A 22,271-nucleotide genomic window follows, 5' to 3' on the forward strand; every position below is an offset into this window, starting at 1 on the left:
TCATAATGATTTGGTTTGTCAAGCTTTTTTATAATTTGTTTCAATGAGTTAGCTGGGTTATTAATATGTAATCTACATATTAGGTGTTCCAGTTCTCCCTAATGAGGTGCGTATTATAGACGGTTTGAGATGGGTGTCAACCGCTTTTCGACAGGTTTTTGAATTAATTTCATTAGGTGAACAACAATCTATATTTTTCAATAACTTACAGTAAAGTTATTTTCCAATTACTTGAAACCATATTCTAATAAAGTGGCTAAAACCCCTTATTGTTTAACCTGATACCTTATAACTGTTCTTTTAAATAAGCTCTTGGGCTTTACTTTATAGATAAATTCTCTCATTTTTATCGTATCAATGACATTATAACTATTAGTAAACTCTTGCGCTGTATCTCTAGTTATATTTATCTTCCTTGATATTTACCAAGATAGCACCTATATATAGAAGCTGACTGACCCCTTGCTATCTAGTGTTTATAGACGGTTTTTGCTATAATAGCCGCTTTTATGACATTACTTAATAGTAGTTCTGCCTGTCTTTATATAGAAGGTAGATCGCTTTTCCTTATAATGATTCGATCATAGCTTGTTAAATGGCTATGAATCGCGATGCTATATATATCTGAGCTCAGTGCTTTTAAGTAGTGTATATCTCTTACAACATATCATAGTGATTAGATATAATTGATGCAGTCTTACGGTTATATGATTGATGGTTGCAATCATCACTGCCAACGGACTCAAAAAGGTGAATAGATTATGGTAGCGATTACTTTACCCGATGGTAGCGTAAAAAACTTCGAAGGCAACACCTCGGTCATGGAAGTGGCGCAAAGTATTGGGGCAGGATTGGCTAAAGCGACGGTCGCTGGACGTGTAGACGGTCATCTAGTGGATGCACACGACCCTATCGCCCATGATGCCAAAGTAGAAATCGTCACACCAAGAGATGCCGATGGTGTCGACATCATTCGCCATTCGTGTGCGCACTTATTGGGTCATGCGGTCAAACAGCTATATCCTGATGTAAAAATGGTTATTGGCCCTGTCATTGATGAAGGCTTTTATTACGACATCTATAGTGAAACGCCATTTACCCCTGAGCATATGGAAGCTATCGAAAAGCGCATGGTGCAGTTGATAAAGCAGGACTATGACGTTATCAAAAAGATAACGCCACGCGATGAAGTTATCAAAATCTTTGAAGAGCGCGGCGAAGACTATAAGCTTAAACTTATCAATGATATGCCAGGTGAAGAAGCCTTTGGTCTATATCATCATCAAGAATACGTCGATATGTGCCGTGGTCCACACGTACCAAACACCCGATTCTTAAAAGTATTTAAGCTGACTAAAATGTCAGGCGCTTATTGGCGCGGTGATGCTAAGAATGAACAGCTACAACGTATCTATGGTACAGCATGGGCCGATAAAAAAGATTTAAAAGCTTATATTCAACGTATTGAAGAAGCAGAAAAACGCGACCATCGTAAGATTGGTAAAGCGCTCAATCTGTTCCATATGCAAGAGCAAGCGCCGGGGATGGTGTTTTGGCATGCCAATGGTTGGACCATTTATCAAGTACTTGAGCAATATATGCGTAAAGTACAATATGACAATGGCTATGAAGAAATTAAAACACCGCAAATCGTTGACCGTAGCTTATGGGAACGCTCAGGACACTGGGGTAACTATGCAACCAACATGTTTACCACGTCGAGCGAAAACCGTGATTATGCGGTAAAACCAATGAACTGTCCTTGTCACGTGCAAGTATTTAACCAAGGCTTGAAATCTTACCGTGAATTGCCATTACGGATGGCAGAATTTGGCTCGTGTCATCGTAACGAACCATCTGGCTCATTGCATGGCCTGATGCGCGTACGGGGTTTCACTCAAGACGATGCGCATATCTTCTGTACCCAAGCGCAAATTCAACAAGAAGTCGCTGACTTTATTCAACTGACTCTTGCGGTTTATGAAGATTTTGGTTTTGATAACATCATTATGAAACTCTCGACCCGTCCTGAAAAACGCGTCGGCAGCGATGAATCTTGGGATTTTGCTGAAAAGGCTCTGTCTGATGCACTTGATAACTCAGGTCTTGATTGGGAATATCTACCCGGTGAAGGCGCGTTCTATGGTCCCAAGATTGAATTCAGTCTAAAAGACTCGCTAGGTCGCGTGTGGCAGTGCGGTACGATTCAGGTTGACCCAAATATGCCAGAACGTCTCGACGCTGAATTTGTTAATGAGCAAAACGAGCGCGAAGTACCGATTATGCTGCACCGTGCCATCTTAGGTTCGTTCGAGCGTTTCATCGGTATACTGATTGAAAACTATGCTGGTTGGATGCCAGTTTGGCTAGCACCGCAACAAGTGGCCGTGATGAATATCACCGATAAACAAGCCGATGCTTGCGAAAATGTGGTCAGCGAGCTAAAAAATGCTGGTTTGCGAGCTATTAGTGACTTGCGTAACGAAAAGATTGGATTTAAGATACGAGAGAAAACATTAGAACGTATTCCCTATATGCTAGTATTAGGGGATAAAGAAGTCGAATCGGGCAGTGTCAATGTCCGTACGCGTGAAGGTGAAAACCTTGGCGTCATGAGTGTTGCTGAATTTATTACCTTAGTACAGACCGCTGTCGCTAAAAAAGGCCGACAGACCCCAAAAACAGATGAGGAGTAATACCTATTAAACAGTCAAACCGTTTGAACATCAACGAAGATATCAATGTCAAAGAAGTCCGTCTGGTTAAAGAAGACGGCGAACAGATGGGCGTGGTCGATATCGAAACCGCGATGAAAGCGGCACGTGAGGACAATCTAGATTTGGTCGAATTGGTTCCAGATGCCAAGCCGCCTGTTTGCAAGATTATGGACTATAAGCATTTCCTCTATGATCAAAAGCAAAAGGCGAAAGAAGCTAAAAAGAACCAAAAGCAAACTCAGCTGAAAGAGATGAAGCTGCGTCCTAGTACTGAAGAAGCCGATTATCAGGTCAAACTGAAAAAAATCGTCAGCTTTTTAGAAGACCAAGACAAAGTTAAAATCAGTATTCGTTTCCGTGGTCGTGAAATGGCGCACCAAGAGATTGGTCGTAAACAGCTAGATCGCATTATCGAAGACACTGCTGAGATTGCAAACGTCGAGCAATATCCAAAGATGGAAGGTCGTCAAATGGGTATGCTGTTAGGTCCTACTAAGAAAAAATAGTCTGTTCAATAGGCTGCTATTTATTATAACTGTCAGCTTATATAGATGTGTAAATAGATATTTAAATTCAAGCCATCAATATGCTGCGGGATATTGATGGTTTTTTAATATTCAACCCAGCAAACCCTTATTTTCAAATGTTATTTTTAAATATAGTAAGTTAGGATTTTTTGAACAGTAAGTAAGAAAAACTTATCACAATAGCAGGTCACTATTTACTTTATTACAATCGTATCGCTTTTATTTTGAACCGATAATAGCTTACAAAACTCAGTTTACAAAACCCATCTTCTCAACCTTTTCATTACCAGTTAATCTAAAGGTCTGTTCTATCACTCTTAAAGATAATTCAAATAAAAACAATTAAGAGCATAACAACAATCAATACCACGACTATCCCTGTCGGTGATAACCACATTACCTTTTTAAATATTATAGGAAACTTTATGCAAGAGTTAACCCCACCTGAAAATAGTTCTACGCCAAGCATCACCTTGTCCGCCCCTGAGCCTGTAAAAGAAGTACAAAAAAGCGAAGCCGATCAGATGGTCAAGCTGGATGAGAGTCAAATCCCAGAACTCGATGCCAAAGTTGATGCCTTTGTCGATCACGTCATCAATAATTCGGTGCACAGTTCTGAATTTCAGCAAAACGTACAATCTATACATAACTTGGGTACCAAAGAGATTCGCGAATCTGCACAAGTCTCTAACCGTATGTTAGATTTGCCAGCAAAAAGTCTCAATGACAGCCTGTTTGATAACTCCCCTATCGCCAAGTCTTTAACCGAGCTACGCGGTATCGTTGAAGACTTAGACCCGAGTAAAAAAGAGCTGACCAGCTCGCGTAAGCTCTTCGGCCTCATTCCTTTTGGTAATAAAGTACAAGATTACTTTCGCCAATACGAGTCGGCACAATCTCATATCAATGCGGTTGTGACCAGTCTATATAATGGTAAAGATGAGCTGCTTAAAGACAATGCCATGATTGAGCAAGAAAAAGTCAATATGTGGGAGTTGATGCAATCTATTCGTCAGTACGTTTATGTCGGCAAAAAAATCGACGAGCAGCTAGAACAAAAGGTTTATGCTATTGAAGCGACTGACCCTGAAAAAGCGCGTATTATTAAAGAAGAGATGTTGTTTTATGTGCGCCAAAAAAATACTGACTTTTTGACCCAATTAGCAGTAAACGTCCAAGGTTATTTAGCACTGGATACCATTCGCCGTAATAATCTAGAGCTGATTAAAGGGGTGGATCGCGCGACGACAACCACTGTTTCTGCGCTGCGTACCGCCGTTGTGGTAGCTCAAGCCATGACCAATCAAAAACTGGTACTTGATCAAATCACTGCTTTGAACAAAACCACTAGCAGCCTGATTGAATCGACCTCAGCGATGCTGAAACGCCAATCGGGCGAGATTCATGAGCAAGCCACCAGCAGCAGCATTGAGCTTGATAAATTACAAAATGCCTTCAATAACGTCTATGATACGATGGATATGATTAGCAACTACAAAATTGAAGCCCTAGAAAACATGAAACAAACGGTCAACACCTTGACCTCCGAGGTTGATAAAGCCCAAAAATACCTAGATAAATCGAATCAAACCACAGTGCTTGAAGTGTCAAAAGAAATAGACACTAAAAAGATAAACAATAAATCAAGTACGGTCGATGTCGATATTTGATTTATCTCGACAGCGGTTACTTATCAAAGGTGACCGCTCCTCCTCGCTACCAGACACACATAAGACAATTGACGCAAGATATTACAACGTCGTTCGTGTTAAGATAGCTACTATTAATAATTTTAAAAATAGATACGGTAATTTATGAGTTGGAATGATCCAAACGCCTCAAGCGAGGCAAAAAGATATGACAATCCCATCCCTAGTCGTGAGCTGATACTCAGCACGATTACTGAACATGGCGAAGTCACGCATCAACAATTGGCAAAAGCCTTTAATATTGATGACCCAGACCAGTTTGACGCGTTAGGAAATCGCCTAAAAGCGATGGCACGTGATGGACAAGTAAACCGCGACGGTCGTCCTTATCGCTATCGCACCGTGACCCAGCAAGATATCGTCACCGGTACGGTTTCTGCCCACCCAAAAGGTTTTGGCTTTGTACTATTAAGTGATATGCCAGATTTGTTTTTACATGAAAAGCAAATGCGCTGGGTGTTTAATGGCGATACCGTAGATGCAGTCGGTACTTCCACAGACAATCGTGGTCGTACGGAAGGACGTATCGTTGATGTCGTCGAACGTCGCCAAAACAACTTTATTGGTACATTAGCACGTGATGAAGATGGCTATTGTGTCGAGCTTGGTAGCCCAAACAATCATCAACCGATTACCGTCACTGACGATAATGTGCAAGCACTTAATGTCAAACAAGGTGCGCCTGTCAAGGTTGATATCATTGATTGGCCAAACCAGCATGAATTTGCCACTGGCAAAATCACTGAAGTATTGTCTGATGACAACGACCGCGAATTGATTATTGAGACAACCCTTCTCAACTATGATATTCCGTCAGAATTTAATGAAGCGGCGTTAGAGCAAGCCAATGCGTATCAAGAGCCTACTGCCAAAGACTTAAAAGGACGTACCGACTTACGTGATCTAGCACTTATCACCATTGATGGTGAAGATGCACGTGATTTTGATGACGCTGTATTTGCTGAAAAACGCTCTGGTGGTAACTATCGTGTATTAGTTGCGATTGCTGATGTGAGTTATTATGTCACGCCAAACTCGCCACTTGATCAAGACGCTTATGAGCGCGGTACATCAGTCTATTTCCCCCACCGTGTGATTCCAATGCTACCAGAAGTATTGTCTAACGGTCTTTGTTCATTGAATCCTGAGCGTGATCGCCTTTGTATGGTTGCCGATATTAAAATATCTCGTGCTGGCAAAATTACCAGTTATGAGTTTTATCCAGGTGTGATGCATTCACAAGCGCGTCTGACTTATAACCAAGTAAATGCTTATTTTGATAACCCAAAAGACGACAATGTACCTAAGTCGTTAACGGGTAATAAAGCGGTCAAAAAATCTGTTGATACCTTAAGCCAATTGTATGAGCTACTGCTCAAAAAGCGTGAAGAACGCCATGCAATGGAATTTGAGACTGTTGAGACTTATATTAAGTTTAACGAAAAAGGTGGTATTGAAGCCATCTTACCGCGTACTCGTGGCGATGCTCAAAAACTTATTGAAGAGTGTATGCTGCTCGCCAATACGTGTGCCGCAAACTTTGCGCTAAAAAATGAGCTGCCAGTCTTGTATCGTAACCACGATAAGCCTGATGGCGAAAAGTCGATGCGTATCCATGAATATGCAAAAAACTTCGGTCTAAGCTTCCCAGAAGAAGGCCCAACCCAAGCCGATTATCAGCGTATTATCGAAGCGACCAAAGACCGACCAGATGCGATTAGTATTCATAGCATGCTGCTGCGTTCAATGATGCAAGCGAACTATTCGCCTGACAATATCGGTCACTTTGGTTTGGCTTATGACGAATATAGCCACTTTACCTCGCCGATCCGTCGTTATCCTGACTTAATGTTGCATCGTGCGATCAAAGCGCAAGTAACTAATAGTAAGCAGCCAGTGATGGACTTCTCTCTTGAAGGTGCTGGTACGCAAACGTCTGATACAGAGCGCCGCGCAGAAAAGGCCTCACGCTATGTAGAATCTTGGCTCAAATGTCATTATATGAAAGATCATGTCGGCGAAGAGTTCGAAGGCGTGGTGACTACAGTGACTAGCTTCGGTTTGTTTGTTACGCTGACTGACCTTTACATTGATGGTTTGGTGCATATCTCCAATGTTGGTGATGACTTCTTTGTCTATGATGAGCAGCAACAGCAGCTGATCGGTAAAGACAAAGGCACGTTATTCGGACTTGGCGACTCAGTCAAAGTAAAAGTGGCTGGCGTGAACATGGACCTATTACAAATTGACTTTGATTTAAAAGCTAAGCTGCAATCTAGCGAAATGAATCAAACCAAAAAAGGTTCCTCTAAGAAAAGCACCGATAAAAAAGACACTGATAAGAAAAGCCCCGCTAAAAAAACAGCTAGCCGCAGTAAAGGCGCTAGTAAGAAAAGCTAGGTTTAACAACAACGTCAAATAATAAAAAAGGCTAACGTTATCGTTAGCCTTTTTTATGCTTAATTTTTATGACAGCTGGTTTTTAAAGCTACTCTGCACTGCCCATCTGGTCTAAGCGTTGTTGATCCGCTTGTTGTGCTTGCTCTATTTGAGTCGTTGCGCTATCAAGGATGGCTTTGGGCTGTTTGCCAAGAGGTTGGCTGGCGATATCGGTCGAGCTATTTGCTACCTTGTCCGTCTCAGTTATAGCCTTGCTAGGAGACTGCTCAGACGTCGCATTGCTCACGATTACTTCTCTATTTTTCTCACGTTGATTGCCATTAATGAGGTTAAAGCCAAGTAGTGCCACCATGCCGACCAGCGCGAATATAATCAGATGTTTCATTTGCATAAAATGTCTCGTATATTTGGATAATTATTTACATATACGTTTTACTGCATTTTTTATGCCCATTTTTAATATTTATCAGTCATTCTTATTCTTGCGGGCTATTACTATTCAATAGATCTGTCTCACCTGTATTATCAGCAATTTCTTGTTCGACTTTTTCCATCAGTTTTTCGTCAGGGCGTGCATCAAGCACTTCATTGGCGTTAGGGCTTTGTAGGATTTGCTTAGCACGGGCTTTGGCTTGTTTTTTATCTTTGTCATCCACAGTGCTTTCATCGATAATAGTATCGTCTACTTGCTCAGGTGTGGTCGGCGTAACCGTCATCTCTGAGCCAGATTTTTTACTGTCACTTGTATTTTGAATGTGCTCAAGTGCCTTTTCAACTTTATGATTAAAGCGTAAGCGGTAGATAGGTTCAGGTAAACTAAAGCCTTCGTTTTCTAAGGCATGTTTGGTCTCTCGAATGGCAATACTACGCGCTTTAAAAAAGTCAGTCTCTGTTTGGTTAACCCATACTTGAAACTCAAGAATAATGTTAGAGTCACCAACATTGGCGATGACCGCAATCGCTTTTGGCTCATCTAACACAAACGCTAAGCTATGTAGCGCATCCAGTCCCACTTTGATAGCCGCTAACGGATCGTCATTGGCATCAACGCCAAGCTCAAAGGTAAAGCGCCGTTCGGGGTTTTTGGTATAATTCAGAATGGTGGCTTTAAATACTTCAGCGTTAGGAATGCGCAGCTGATTACCGTCCAGCGTCATTAAAATGGTTGCTCGTGAGGTCAGACGTACCACGATACCTTCTTTATCGTTGATGACAATTTGGTCACGCGCCCGAAATGGCTGACGAATACTAAGCAGTAAGGAGGCAATATAGTTCTCAATACTGTCTTTTACCGCAAAACCTACCGCAATGCCGATAACACCTGCCCCGCCAAGTAGCGTTCCTAAAATAGTCTCCGCCCCTACCAAACTCAATGCTAATATCAAACCGACAATAATAAAAACAACTTTAATGGTTTGTGATAATAGCTCAGCGACGAATGGATTGGGTGTTAGGCGTTGCCACATCTTTTGTCGATGCGATAACCAACTGCCAAGCCATGCCACCAAACCAAATATTACAATACCAACGCCTAGTAACGGCAAGGCTTTAATGAAGGTTCTGAACTGGGCTTTTAATCCTTGATATACTGTTGTGACGTTGTCTTGTACGTCTAAAGTGCGATTAATCTTATCTTCTACAGTGACCACATCTGTTAAGCGGTTGGTGAGATTGATCGCTTGCTGCGCTTTTTTCTCGTTTGGCGTCTCCCCTGTTAAGGTGACAACACCTTGGGTGACGTCGATATTGACCGCTTGCAGACCTTCTATCTCAGAAAAAATACCACTGATACGTTGACCAATCTCGTTGTCTTTTTGCGGGGTGGGGGTCGTTTCAATCTGAGCATTATTGGTACTTTCGCCAATGATAACCGGTGGCGGTTTGACAGGCTCAGTAACGGAGGCGCTAGGCGCAACTGAATTATCAATTGTTGCCTTCGCGCTATCGTCTATAGCGGCTTCTGTACTAGGAGTTAATACCGTCTCCGGTAACCCTAACGCCTTTGCGGTATCTGCTATTATACTATCGGAGGTATTACCTTCAGTTTCAGCAGCAGCATAAGCCGGCAAAGTAAAAAAGAGGCTTAATAACAACACTATCTGACCCCACGCTGTTAAAGAACAGCGCTTCAGTGGTCGGTCAATGTAAGTGGCCATAAGCATCCTTTGCTATAGTCAATCCTATATAAATCGGATACGGTGTCAGACTCGCTCAGTCTACTATTCGTAGTACTGTCATTCGCCTTCTTAGTATCCAAATTGGTATCCAAAATATATTGAATCAACGATATGATTACTGATCTCTATATTTAAGTATAGACAATCCACTATAAAATAAATACAGTGCGACTGGGATGGATTTTACGTAGCCTCTGGGAACGCAGCACGCAAGGAAAATTTATACCAGTAGCACGCTGCAATCTCTGCACTCTTTTTATTTAGGACTAACTATATTTTATCCGTTATTAACTGTCCAAATAAACCTGTGCTTCACCCAAATCTAAGGTGCCTTCATAAATAGCACGGCCGGTGATGATGCCTTCGAGACAATCACCATAAGGTTTGAGCAATTCGATATCTTTCATATCCGTGACGCCGCCTGAAGCAATCACAGGTAAGCCGCCTTCGCGAGCCAAGTTAACCGTTTGTTCCACGTTAACGCCTTGCATCATGCCATCGCGGTTGATATCAGTATAAACGATTGACGATACGCCAACATCAGCAAAACGCTTGGCAAGCTCAGTTGCCTTAGTATCAGTGACATTTGCCCAGCCATGGGTCGCAACCAACCCGTCTTTGGCATCGATACCAACAATAATATGGCCAGCAAACTCGCGGCAAGCCTCGGCGACAAAGTCTGGATCCTCGACGGCTTTGGTACCGATGATGATATATGTCAAACCAGCGCTAATATATTGCTCAATGGTTTTCATATTGCGTACACCGCCACCGAGCTGGATTGGCAGATTCGGATAAGCTTTGGCAATGTCATTGACCACTTGCTTATGTACTGGGATACCGTCAAACGCGCCATTGAGATCGACCAAATGCAATCGACGCGCGCCTTCATTGACCCAACGCGCCGCCATGGCTACTGGATCATCAGAAAACACCGTATCGTCTTCCATACGACCTTGTTTTAAGCGCACACATTTACCATCTTTTAAATCAATAGCAGGGATAATGACAGGGACAGCACACATACAGCATTCCTTTTAAAGAGCGGGATTAATCATAAAAAATAATCGAAATTTTAACAGTCGCAGAACGAAAGCCATTTAAATAATGGCTTAATAAGGTAATTTAGAATAACAAATTAAAAAAGATAATGATGAAGAATTGAACAAATAACGAAAGTGAAAAACAATTATCCCATTATATTCATAATTATAAAAATCGAACAATCATAACCATAAGTTTTCACAGTTGGAGGCACTGTAAACATTAGGTAAATTCAATTACCAACTGGCAATTTTAGGTCAGTTTAGCGTATAATCCTAGGTAAATTTGTATTTGTGCGATAAAACCTAATTGTCTGCTACCTAAGATGATTACTAATAGCACAAGGTAAATGACAGCGCAGCATTGATTACCCTATTCAAGGTTGTGCCAATAAATTGCGGTTATTGAGCAATTAAGTTTACAGTGTAATCATAGGTCATTAAACAGCGCTTAGATAGCTTTCTCAAAGAGAGCTTTCTCAAAGTATTAAAAAATCACGTATTTCTCACTTATATTCATTCGAATGAATAGCGCTGCTTAAATCACACAGATATTATAAATTTTAAGATTTTAATAAATCGTATGGTAAAACTGTATTTTATCTAAAATCATCCTTGCTGAGGGTGGCATTAGATTGGAGTGTTTTAGTATACATCTTGGTAGCCAGTCGTCACTTTGGTCATTCGAATAAGACATTAACGTGTTGTTAAGGAGTCTAAGGTCAGCGTTAATACTCTTACTAGTAGTTATGATGTGTCATATCTAGAGAAATTTTTCAGCCCTATTATTGGAGTTGATAAATGACTTTATTGATGATGCCGTTATTCATGCTACCGATATACCAAACAGGACGTCTGGTATCGTTTTAGACTATGGACTAAGTTTTCGCTTATGATTACCATCAAAAAAGGTTTGGATTTACCCATCACCGGTGAACCCTCCCGCGAGATATCTGAGCACCAACCGACACATGTCGCCATTATTGGCTATGATTATGTGGGTATGAAGCCCACGATGAATGTCAAAGAAGGTGACATAGTAGCAAAAGGTCAGCCCGTTTTTGAAGACAAAAAACGAGTGGGCGTTATCTATACTGCCCCTGCTGCTGGTAAAGTCGTCGCGATTAAACGCGGTGAACGTCGTGTGTTTGAGAGCCTTGTTATTGCGGTCGACCCAAACGGTGAAGAAATAGACTTTGAGCGCTATGACTCCCAGCAACTTGCTGACTTAGACTCTGAAGTCGTTGAAACCCAACTGCTTGCTTCTGGTGAATGGACGGCGTTCCGTACGCGTCCTTATAGCCGCGCTCCAGAAATCGGTGCCCGCCCGCATGCTATCTTTGTCACCGCTATGGATACCAATCCATTAGCATTTGACCCGATGCTGCTGGTCAATGAACAGCTACAAGCGTTCAATGACGGACTTGCCGTACTATCTACCCTCAGCCCAAAGACCTTTGTCTGCCATCATGGTGATGCCCAGCTGACGCCAGTTGCCAAAACTGCGACTAATAATGTCACTGAGTATCATAGCTTTGCTGGTAAGCATCCCGCTGGTCTGGCTGGCACGCACATTCACTTTTTGCACCCAATCATGCGTGGTACAAGCGTCTGGACGATTGGCTACCAAGACGTGATTGCGATTGGCAAGCTATTTACTTCAGGTCGCTTATACACCCGCCGTATGCTCAGCCTTGCTGGTCCTGCGGTAACCAATCCACATTTGGTCGTCACTGAGCGCGGTGCGGATATCACGGCACTGACCAAAGGTCAGCTTGAGGCTGGTGAGAACCGTATTATTTCAGGTTCTGTGCTATCGGGTCGCAAGGTGTTTGGCAATACCGCATACCTTGGTCGCTTTCATAACCAAATCAGTGTCCTGTCTGAAGGTCGTGAGCGCCCAGCGTTCCACTTCTTTACACCGGGTGCAAACCGCTTCTCTAAACTGCCAATCTACATTTCACAGTTTTTTGGTGGCAAAAAATATAACTTCACTACTACGAGCAATGGCTCACCGCGAGCGATGGTGCCTATCGGAGTTTATGAAGAAGTCATGCCGCAAGACTATCTACCAACGCAGCTATTGCGTGCTCTGATTGTCGAAGACATCATTAGCGCGGTAGATTTGGGCGTACTCGAATTGGACGAAGAAGATTTAGCATTATGCACCTTCGTATCTCCTGGCAAATATGAATTCGGTGATATTTTGCGTGATAACTTAACGCGCATTGAGCTGGAGGGCTAACCACGATGAAATTTTTACACAATATGTTCGATCGTATGGAGCCGTCTTTCACCAAAGGTGGCAAACACGAAAAATACTATGCCCTCTTTGAGATGTTTGATACGTTTTTACGTCAACCAGGCTCAACGACATACGCCTCATCCCATGTACGCGATGGTATCGACCTGAAGCGTATTATGATTACTGTATGGCTATGTACCTTCCCAGCGATGTTTTGGGGTATGTACAACATTGGTCATCAAGCATTGACTGCTGTTGCTCAACTTGGCTTGCAGCCTGAAGGCTGGCGCACTGTTATTACTAATATGGCAGGCTATAACCCTGAAAGTATTTGGGCGAGTTTTGTCTATGGGGCAATGCAATTCTTACCGATTTATATCGTCACCTTTGGGGTCGGTATCCTCTGTGAGATTATATTTGCTGTGGTGCGTGGCCATGAGGTCAACGAAGGTTTCTTTGTCACCTCGGTGCTATTTGCGCTATGTCTACCACCAGATATTCCACTATGGCAAGTTGCCCTAGGTATTATCTTTGGTGTGGTTGTGGCAAAAGAAGTCTTTGGCGGTACCGGTAAGAACTTCCTTAACCCTGCCCTATCGGGCCGTGCATTCTTATACTTTGCTTATCCAGCCTATATGTCTGGTGATTCAGTATGGACGGCGGTTGATGGTTTCTCTGGCGCAACACCGCTTGGTCTTGCCGCACTTGGCGTCGTCCCACAAGACTTCGTCGATGTTTATGGTAATGCCATTACTTGGAGCGATGCGTTCTTAGGTAATATGCAAGGCAGTATCGGTGAAGTATCAACACTGGCTATCTTATTAGGTGCTGTGATTCTACTTTGGACGCGCATTGCCTCATGGCGCATCATGGCAGGTTGTGTGATCGGTCTAATCGCTACTTCGCTGGTCTTTAATATGATTGGCTCTGAAGACAACATGATGATGAGTTTGCCATTCTACTGGCATTTAGTTATCGGTGGTTTTGCGTTCGGTGCAGTCTTTATGGCGACCGATCCAGTATCAGCGGCACATACCAATAAAGGCCGCTGGGCTTATGGTATCTTGATTGGCTTTATGACCGTATTAATTCGAGTCATTAACCCAGCATTCCCAGAAGGCATCATGCTTGCCATCCTATTTGCCAACTTATTTGCTCCATTGTTTGACTATTTTGTGACCCAAGCAAATATCAAACGCCAAACTGCACGGAGGGTTCGCTATGTCCAAGCCCAAAAGTAACCTTAAGCCTAAAAGCAACAATACAAAAACCATCATCGTAGCGTTGATACTATGTTTGGTGTGTTCAGTATTGGTTGCCGCCGCAGCCGTCGGCTTAAAGCCGGCGCAAGTCGAAAACGCCCGTTTAGACCGTAATAAAAACATCTTGGTCGCCGCAGGCTTGTTTGATCCTGCCTCTGATACCAATGAAGATGTCGCTGAGCGTTTCAAAGATTTTGAAGTGGAAATTGTTGACTTAAATAAAGGTAACTATCTCGATGACGACGCCCTAAAGGCTGTTGGTATCGATGATCGTAATACTTATGATACTAGTCAAGCAACTAAGAACGAAGCCTTAAGCGACGACCTAGGTAACAATGACCCTGCTAGTATTGGCCGCAAACCTAAATATGCCAAAGTCTATGTCAAGAACGATGACGCGGGAGACCCTGAAATGGTCGTCCTACCGATTCAGGGCTACGGCCTTTGGGGCACTATTTATGGTTTCTTAACGCTTGAAGGTGATATGAATACCATCAAAGGTATTAGCTTTTATGAGCATAAAGAAACCCCAGGTCTAGGCGCTCGTATCGAAGAGCCAAAATGGCGCGCGATGTGGACTGGTATCCACTCTTACGACGAAAGTGGCGATGTTGCTACTGGTGTTGCTACTTCAGGCTCGAGAGAGAATTGGGTCGATGGTATCAGTGGGGCGACTTTGACCAGTCGTGGCGTCAGTAATATGATTCAGTTTTGGTTAGGTGAGCAAGGTTATAAGCCTTATTTAGATCATGTGCGTGAAGAAAGTGGCAAAACGCTCAAAAGCACTGATACGCAAACTAGCCAAAAGCTCACTCAGAAAGAAACGCATCCCGTAACCGAGCTGGCATCAATAGCACCAGCAGCACACGGCAAGGAGGCTTAACGTGGCTGATACAAAAAGTATTTTAGTTTCACCTATTTTTGATAACAACCCCATTGGCCTACAAATACTAGGTATTTGTTCTGCGTTGGCGGTAACGACTACGGTCGCTAATGCGCTGGTTATGAGTGTGGCGTTGACTTTGGTAACGGCATTTTCCAGCTTTTTTATCTCTAGTATTCGTAAGCAAATTCCATCGAGCATTCGTATTATCGTGCAGATGACGATTATTGCCTCATTGGTTATCGTGGTCGATCAGATACTAAAAGCAGTCGCTTATGATGTGAGTAAAGGGCTTTCAGTATTCGTAGGTTTGATTATCACCAACTGTATCGTAATGGGCCGTGCTGAAGCATTTGCCATGAGCAACCCGCCCGTACCCAGCTTTTTAGATGGTATCGGTAACGGTCTTGGCTACTCTGCTGTCCTTTTATTCGTCGGTACTATTCGCGAAATATTAGGCTCAGGCAGCTGGTTTGGCATTACTTTACTACAGCCAGCAACTGATGGCGGCTGGTATGTCCCTAATGGTTTATTGTTATTACCACCTTCTGCATTCTTTATTATTGCGATGTTTATCGTCATTATTCGTATATGGAAGCCTGAACAAGTTGAAGAGGCTGAGTTTGTAATGAAGCCGCAATCTAAAGGCATGGCACATGGAGGCGGTCACTAATGGGACATTATGTTAGTTTATTCATAACCTCAGTCTTTATTGAGAATATGGCGCTGGCCTACTTCTTAGGTATGTGTACTTTCTTGGCAGTATCCAAGAAAGTCTCCACTGCTATTGGTCTTGGGGTCGCAGTCGTTGTCGTTATGGCAATTACCGTACCGCTAAACAACCTACTATTTCAGTTCATCCTAAAAGATGGTGCGCTGGCGTGGGCAGGTTTCCCTGATATCGATTTGAGCTTTTTAGGCTTGCTGAGTTATATCGGTCTTATCGCTGCGGTGGTACAGATTCTAGAGATGTTCCTAGACAAGTTCGTACCTGCTCTATATAACGCACTTGGGGTTTTCTTACCACTTATTACTGTCAACTGCGCCATCCTAGGTGGCGTACTGTTTATGGTTGAGCGTGACTATAACTTTGGTGAATCCATGGTGTATGGCGTTGGTGCTGGTTTTGGTTGGGCACTTGCTATTACCGTGCTGGCTGGTATCCGCGAAAAGCTTAAATACTCAGATATCCCAGCACCACTACAGGGTCTTGGTATTACCTTTATCACCGTTGGTCTCATGTCACTTGGCTTTATGTCGTTCGGTGGTATGTCCATTTAAGCCGCTGTTTATCGCTTATTGATAGACAGAATTATGCTTAAAACCATACTCAGTTATTTGACCTAATTAATTCATTTATTCGGTAGAGGGTCGAGGCAATTTATATGACCTCGCACCCCTACCCCATAGATTAAGGATACCTACCATGGATTATGCTACGGCGATTGGTGGCGTTGCTATGTTTACCTTGATCATCATGGGTCTGGTCGCCATTATTTTGGCGGCGCGCTCAAGACTGGTCAGTTCAGGCGATGTTACCATTCATATCAATGATAATCCCGACAATGATGTGGTGACACCAGCAGGCGGTAAGCTACTACAGACCCTTGCTAGCGAAGGCATTTTCTTGTCTTCGGCATGTGGTGGTGGCGGTACGTGCGCCCAGTGTCGCTGCCGTGTTATTGAAGGTGGCGGCTCTATTTTGCCCACCGAAGAAGGCTATTTTACTCAAGGTGAGATTCGCAATCATATGCGCCTTGCCTGTCAGGTAGCGGTTAAGCAAGACATGGAAATTGAGATCGATCCTGAATTCTTTGATGTACAAAAGTGGGAATGTGAAGTTATCTCTAATGAGAACGTCGCCACCTTTATTAAAGAATTGGTACTAAAAATTCCAGAAGGCGAAGAAGTGAACTTCCGCGCTGGCGGTTATGTACAGTTGGAGGCGCCACCGCACGAAGTGCATTATAAAGACTTCGATATCGAAGAAGAGTACCGTGAGGATTGGGAAAAGTTCGGCATCTTTGATTATGTATCGAAAGTTGATGAACCAGTCATTCGTGCTTATTCAATGGCCAACTATCCAGAAGAAAAAGGCCTGATCAAGTTTAATATTCGTATCGCTAGTCCACCACCGCGTGGCCCTGACGGTATCCCACCGGGTAAAATGTCGTCATGGACGTTTAGTCTCAAACCGGGCGATAAAGTGACCGTGTCTGGACCTTATGGTGAGTTTTTCGCCAAAGATACCCAGGCTGAGATGATCTTCGTCGGTGGTGGTGCGGGTATGGCGCCGATGCGCTCGCACATCTTTGATCAGCTTAAGCGTCTACACTCTGATCGCAAGATTAGCTTTTGGTATGGTGCACGCTCTATCCGTGAGATGTTCTACGTTGAAGATTACGATCAGCTAGAAGAAGAGTTTGCTAACTTTGAGTGGCATGTGGCCTTATCAGACCCATTGCCAGAAGACAATTGGGATGGCTATACCGGCTTTATCCATAACGTCTTATTAGAAGAATATCTCAAAGATCATCCAAACCCAGAAGATTGTGAGTACTATATGTGTGGGCCACCAATGATGAACGCGGCGGTCATCGATATGCTACATAGCTTGGGTGTTGAAGATGAAAACATTATGCTTGATGACTTTGGCGGTTAAGGCGGATGGTTAAACTGTTCGATTAAATCCCAATTATTAAGCCATGTCATGACGCTACCATGATTAACTAAATCATATATGATAAATTAAGAGTCTCGATTGAGGCTCTTTTTTTATGAGCCAAACTAGGGCATGTCATCAATTAGCAATGATGTGATAATAAGCATATGTGAACAAGAAAGGATTCTTATGAAAACTAAAGTTAAAGACTTAACCATTTGGATAACTGGTGCCTCTAGCGGTATCGGTGAAGCTCTAGCCATTGCCTTTGCTAAACGAGGCGCGAGGATTGTCTTGAGTGGGCGCGATAAAAACAAGCTAGCAGCGGTCAAAAAACGCTGCAAACATAGCAAAAAACATATCATCGTACCTTTTGATATAGCCGAGGCCGCGCAAGCAAAAGAAGCTTATGATGCTGTCAAAACACAAGCAGGAGAAATCGATTGGCTGATTAATAATGCAGGCGTCAGTCAACGCTCACTGATTATGGAAACCACTGAGGACGTTGAGCGTCAAATCATGGAAATCGATTACTTTGCACAAACACGTCTAAGCAGATTGGTATTACCCGATATGATCGCGCAAGGTGGTGGCAAAATAGTGATGGTATCGAGTGTGGCAGGGTTATTAGGAACACAATATCGCGGTGCTTACGGAGCTGCCAAAGCGGCGATCCATATGTGGGCCAATAGTTTACGTGCCGAATTGTATGAAGACGGCATAGAGGTCGCAACGATATTTCCAGGGTTTATCCAAACCAATGTCTCTATCAATGCCTTGACTGGCGATGGTAGCACACAGGGCACGATGGACGAAGCCACCAATAAAGGACTGACGGCGACAGCATTTGCCAAGCAAGTCGTCAAAGCTCTCTCCAAAGGCGAAGAATATATCATCGTCGCAGGCAGCAAAGAAAAGCTGGCCACAAGAATTAACCGAGTCTCACCACCAAAACTCTATAAGCTTATTCGTGAGGTACAAGTAAAGTAAGTCCAGTGTATTAAATAGGCGAGACTTAAGCCGATGCATTGGCCTTATAGGTGATAAGCGGTGTAAAATAGCCAAAATATATCCAAACCGCTATTCACCTTACTTCTTTTAAAAAATACTATGGCAAATTCAATGCAGCTCCTACCTTCTAATAAAATGATTACCCTCACCCTATTTAGTACCATTGGTCTCACCAGCGCCTTGAGCCTTAGCGCTTGCCAGCAAAAACCAGATTATAACTACCTCATCGGTGAGACGATGGGCACTAGCTATCACATCACCTATCAGTTGCCAGACGATGCTGATGAAAAGGCCATACAAGCAGCAATCGATGCGCGTTTAAAACAAATCAATGACAGCATGTCTACTTATCAAAGCGACTCTACCATCTCTAAATTTAATCGTTTGGCAAAAGACACGCCTATCACGATTGATGCAGACTTTAGTCATGTGCTAGAAGCCTCAAGGCAAGTCTATCAGCAGTCAAATGGGGCGTTTGATCCTACGGTGTTGCCTTTAATAGAAACGTGGGGCTTTGGTAGCACCATGACCGTCGAGCGTCTACAAAGTCCGCCAACGGCACTTGAGATTGCTCAAGCAAAAGCCTTGGTCGACTTTGAGAGCGTGGTACAAAAAGATCAAACTATCTATAAAACCAAAGATGGTATCGCGCTTGATTTTTCCGCAGTCGCCAAAGGCTATGGTGTCGATGTCATCGCCGACGTGCTCAGAGACAATTATCAGATTCGTAATTATATGGTTGAGATTGGCGGAGAGATTGCAACTTCTGGTGTCAATAATCAACAGCAGCCATGGCAAATTGCGATTGATGCCCCTATCGAAGACAGCACAGTCAACGAGCGTCAGCCTATCTCAGCAATTCGCCAACCAACCGACACTGATAATAAGATGTATATCGCCACTTCCGGCAACTATCGCAATTCTGTCATATTCGATGGCAAACACTATAGCCATACAATTGACCCTACTACTGGCGCACCTATCGCTGGCGGCGCACCTTCGGTAACCGTGGTGGCAGAATCAGTGGCACTGGCCGATGCGTGGGCGACGGCATTGACCGCTATGCCCTATCAAAAAGCATTGGATGTCGCGAAACAGCAAAATATAGCCGCATTGTTCGTGATATTAGCCGATGGCGTAAAACATGGTGATTTGAAGGATAGTGCTGATGACTGGCAGGTAGTACAAACGCCTACTATGGCAACCTTAAGAGCCGGCAATTCAAATAGAGATTAGGCCGCGTTTGTTTGGTTTTTTACGACTTATTATCACAGGATTATTACTAAGTGTTTTAATTATTATATAAGCGTTACAATATACCGTTTAGAAGAAAAGTTATCAGAGTGTTCTTACACTAAGGATATGAGATGGTTTATTCATTGATGGCGGTATTTTTTGTATTGGGCTATATTGCTATTGCTTTAGAGCATAACCTTCATGTTGATAAAGCAGCTTCCGCCCTGCTCACTGCAATTATTGTCTGGACACTACTGGTGATTGGTGCAGATACTTTGCTCGCTGATCAGCTGGTTAATGGGCTTGATACGACTACCATCATCAACGCTGAGCTTAGGCATCACTTAGCAGAGATTGCTGAAATTTTGTTTTTCTTAATGGGGGCGATGGTCATCGTGGAGTTGGTCGATGCTCATGATGGTTTTGCTGCTATTACCAACCGTATTCATACTACCAACGCCGTCACGCTTTTATGGACCATTGGTGCGCTTACCTTCTTTTTCTCCGCGCTGTTAGATAACCTTACCACTACCATCGTCATGATTTCCTTACTGCGCAAACTGGTAGCCGATAAAGAGCTGCGTTTGTGGTTTGTTGGCACGGTCGTGGTCTGTGCTAACGCTGGCGGTGCCTGGTCACCGATTGGTGATGTGACGACTACCATGCTGTGGATTGGCCATCAAATTACTGCCAGTCGTATTATCGTTGATTTGATCGTCCCCAGCTTGATGGCTGCTATGGTGCCATTAATCTTATTGACGTTCATGTTTAAAGGCAAACAAGTACAGCGGCCGAAACCTGCCAAAGCAACAATAACCTCGTCTAATACCAATTACCTTGGCAGCTATACCGGCGGTGATACGGCTGTTATGGCAATGGAAGGTGGTCATGCTTCTTCGTCTCAAGACTCTTTATCTCAAACTTCTGTAACCAAAACAGATGACGATACAGCGGCAGTGTCTCTCGATACCGTTACCAGTAAAATGCGTATCAGTATTCTGGCATTAGGCTTAGGTGCGCTGGCATTCGTCCCAGTATTTAAGACCTTGACCCATCTGCCACCCTACATGGGTATCTTGTTTGGTGTCGGTGTACTTTGGGTTTTTACCGAACTGGTGCATCGCCATGATAACTGGCGCGTTAAGCAACAAATGACTGTCGTTGGGGTGCTTACTCGGGTCGACATGTCTAGTATTTTATTCTTCTTAGGTATCTTATTGGCCGTATCTGGACTGGCCACTGCCGGTCACTTAATTGATATGGCAACGTGGCTGGATAATACCTTTGGTAACTTATATGTTATTAACGTCTTAATCGGCCTCCTGTCATCATTGGTAGATAACGTTCCACTGGTAGCCGGTGCTATGAAAATGTACCCTCTCCTTAGCGACTCTGCTATGGCGGGTTTAACCGGTGGTGATTTGGCGCGCCAAAGTCAGTTTTTACAAGATGGGGCATTTTGGCACTTCTTGGCTTACTGTGCAGGCGTTGGTGGTAGTTGCTTAATCATTGGTTCAGCAGCTGGGGTTGCAGCGATGGGTATGGAGAAAATCTCCTTTATGTGGTATCTCAAACATATCAGTGGTCTTGCACTTCTGGGCTACTTAGCAGGGGCTGCTACCTACATCGCTATCCATGTAATGTAGCTGGTTGTAACTGACTGTATTTGCATGATTTCCATCGATATTATTACCCTATGAATATGTGGTAAAATAGAGTTATAAACTTCAGGACAGCCTGCTATGTTGTATATGTCATGATCTATATAAAGTGATAGTCTGTCCCTAATAAGCCGAGGTTACCCCATGCTTAGCCAATTACTTCCCATGCTCGCTGTTACCTTTACCGTCTTTATCCTGTTTTTTGTGTTTATGGGCATCGGTTATATGTTTCAAAAGAAGCCATTGAAAGGCTCTTGTGGTGGTGTTGCCAAATTGATGGGCAATGAAAAATGCTCGTACTGCGGTGATGATCCCAATAAGTGTGATTCTATCGCTGAACAAGAAGGTGCCCTAAAAGCGGCTCAGTTAGGCAAATCTGTATAAGTGTCTGATTTGTTACCATACGCTGATAGTATTTAGCGGTTATTTGTTCTTATAATAGCGTCAAGTCCTATAAAAAAAGGGCTGGCGCTATTTTCGATTGCGCCATACTCATATACTAAGTTTGCTCTGATTGATAAGGTAGCAAGTGCATATGACCTACTTTCTGCAATTGTTTTGAACTTCCAACTGATACCAATCCCAAAAAGTACGATTAGCTGGGTCAAACTCGTTTAGTCTACAGTACGTAGCACTGGCACTCGTTTTTCTTGCTATAGTCACTGCACTACAAAAGAGTTATAATTTGGATGAATATCATAAAACAATTTAGATAAGTCATTTTCCATCCAACCTTGG

Annotated in this window: 17 protein-coding genes; 14 read left to right on the plus strand and 3 right to left on the minus strand. The window is 43.2% G+C overall.

The features are described from left to right. Window positions 1–761: 761 nt before the first annotated feature. The 4 genes from thrS to rnr all read left to right on the plus strand — a co-directional run bounded on the left by thrS (window position 762) and on the right by rnr (window position 7,353). The gene (gene thrS, locus EI162_RS08515) at window positions 762–2,696 is read left to right on the plus strand and encodes a threonine--tRNA ligase (protein ID WP_192523953.1); all 1,935 of its coding nucleotides are present in this window, start codon (window positions 762–764) and stop codon (window positions 2,694–2,696) included. A gap of 23 nt (window positions 2,697–2,719) precedes the next feature. After that, the gene (gene infC / locus EI162_RS08520; protein WP_192523954.1) at window positions 2,720–3,223 is read left to right on the plus strand and encodes a translation initiation factor IF-3; all 504 of its coding nucleotides are present in this window, start codon (window positions 2,720–2,722) and stop codon (window positions 3,221–3,223) included. A gap of 446 nt (window positions 3,224–3,669) precedes the next feature. Next, complete coding sequence (locus EI162_RS08525; protein ID WP_192523955.1) at window positions 3,670–4,914, plus strand: toxic anion resistance protein; 1,245 nt, start codon at window positions 3,670–3,672, stop codon at window positions 4,912–4,914. A 144-nt stretch (window positions 4,915–5,058) separates the two neighbouring features. Beyond that, window positions 5,059–7,353 carry a ribonuclease R gene (gene rnr, locus EI162_RS08530; protein ID WP_192523956.1) on the plus strand — a complete coding sequence of 765 codons (2,295 nt, stop codon included), beginning with the start codon at window positions 5,059–5,061 and terminating at the stop codon, window positions 7,351–7,353. A gap of 88 nt (window positions 7,354–7,441) precedes the next feature. Here rnr and EI162_RS08535 read toward each other — a convergent pair whose 3' ends face one another. The 3 genes from EI162_RS08535 to hisA all read right to left on the minus strand — a co-directional run bounded on the left by EI162_RS08535 (window position 7,442) and on the right by hisA (window position 10,555). Beyond that, window positions 7,442–7,744 (minus strand): hypothetical protein, encoded by a 303-nt coding sequence (locus EI162_RS08535; RefSeq protein ID WP_192523957.1) that lies wholly within the window; start codon window positions 7,742–7,744, stop codon window positions 7,442–7,444. Between the two features lie 85 nt (window positions 7,745–7,829). Continuing rightward, window positions 7,830–9,509 carry a mechanosensitive ion channel family protein gene (locus EI162_RS08540; RefSeq protein ID WP_192523958.1) on the minus strand — a complete coding sequence of 560 codons (1,680 nt, stop codon included), beginning with the start codon at window positions 9,507–9,509 and terminating at the stop codon, window positions 7,830–7,832. A gap of 308 nt (window positions 9,510–9,817) precedes the next feature. After that, window positions 9,818–10,555, minus strand: coding sequence for a 1-(5-phosphoribosyl)-5-[(5-phosphoribosylamino)methylideneamino]imidazole-4-carboxamide isomerase (gene hisA / locus EI162_RS08545; protein WP_192523959.1), 738 nt, complete (start codon window positions 10,553–10,555; stop codon window positions 9,818–9,820). Between the two features lie 910 nt (window positions 10,556–11,465). Here hisA and EI162_RS08550 point away from each other — a divergent pair. The 10 genes from EI162_RS08550 to nqrM all read left to right on the plus strand — a co-directional run bounded on the left by EI162_RS08550 (window position 11,466) and on the right by nqrM (window position 21,917). After that, window positions 11,466–12,818: a Na(+)-translocating NADH-quinone reductase subunit A gene (locus EI162_RS08550; protein WP_192523960.1), complete on the plus strand. Its 1,353-nt coding sequence runs from the start codon at window positions 11,466–11,468 to the stop codon at window positions 12,816–12,818. Window positions 12,819–12,823: 5 nt separating this feature from the next. Next, window positions 12,824–14,059, plus strand: coding sequence for an NADH:ubiquinone reductase (Na(+)-transporting) subunit B (locus EI162_RS08555; protein ID WP_192523961.1), 1,236 nt, complete (start codon window positions 12,824–12,826; stop codon window positions 14,057–14,059). Further along, complete coding sequence (locus EI162_RS08560) at window positions 14,040–14,963, plus strand: Na(+)-translocating NADH-quinone reductase subunit C (protein WP_192523962.1); 924 nt, start codon at window positions 14,040–14,042, stop codon at window positions 14,961–14,963. Before EI162_RS08555 ends, EI162_RS08560 begins: the two co-directional genes overlap by 20 nt. Before the next feature lies 1 nt (window position 14,964). Further along, window positions 14,965–15,636: an NADH:ubiquinone reductase (Na(+)-transporting) subunit D gene (locus EI162_RS08565; RefSeq protein ID WP_192523963.1), complete on the plus strand. Its 672-nt coding sequence runs from the start codon at window positions 14,965–14,967 to the stop codon at window positions 15,634–15,636. Continuing rightward, window positions 15,636–16,244, plus strand: coding sequence for an NADH:ubiquinone reductase (Na(+)-transporting) subunit E (gene nqrE / locus EI162_RS08570; RefSeq protein WP_192523964.1), 609 nt, complete (start codon window positions 15,636–15,638; stop codon window positions 16,242–16,244). Before EI162_RS08565 ends, nqrE begins: the two co-directional genes overlap by 1 nt. A 145-nt stretch (window positions 16,245–16,389) precedes the next feature. Then, window positions 16,390–17,625, plus strand: coding sequence for an NADH:ubiquinone reductase (Na(+)-transporting) subunit F (gene nqrF / locus EI162_RS08575; protein ID WP_192523965.1), 1,236 nt, complete (start codon window positions 16,390–16,392; stop codon window positions 17,623–17,625). A 189-nt stretch (window positions 17,626–17,814) separates the two neighbouring features. Beyond that, window positions 17,815–18,615 carry an SDR family NAD(P)-dependent oxidoreductase gene (locus EI162_RS08580; RefSeq protein WP_192523966.1) on the plus strand — a complete coding sequence of 267 codons (801 nt, stop codon included), beginning with the start codon at window positions 17,815–17,817 and terminating at the stop codon, window positions 18,613–18,615. 132 nt (window positions 18,616–18,747) lie between these two features. Next, the gene (locus EI162_RS08585; RefSeq protein ID WP_225736937.1) at window positions 18,748–19,872 is read left to right on the plus strand and encodes an FAD:protein FMN transferase; all 1,125 of its coding nucleotides are present in this window, start codon (window positions 18,748–18,750) and stop codon (window positions 19,870–19,872) included. 131 nt (window positions 19,873–20,003) lie between these two features. Then, window positions 20,004–21,518 carry a sodium:proton antiporter NhaD gene (nhaD, locus tag EI162_RS08590; RefSeq protein WP_192523968.1) on the plus strand — a complete coding sequence of 505 codons (1,515 nt, stop codon included), beginning with the start codon at window positions 20,004–20,006 and terminating at the stop codon, window positions 21,516–21,518. A 159-nt stretch (window positions 21,519–21,677) separates the two neighbouring features. Further along, window positions 21,678–21,917 carry a (Na+)-NQR maturation NqrM gene (gene nqrM, locus EI162_RS08595; RefSeq protein WP_192523969.1) on the plus strand — a complete coding sequence of 80 codons (240 nt, stop codon included), beginning with the start codon at window positions 21,678–21,680 and terminating at the stop codon, window positions 21,915–21,917. Window positions 21,918–22,271: the final 354 nt, after the last annotated feature.

Origin of the sequence: Psychrobacter sp. FME6, assembly GCF_014861365.1 — a bacterium.
GTDB lineage: Bacteria > Pseudomonadota > Gammaproteobacteria > Pseudomonadales > Moraxellaceae > Psychrobacter.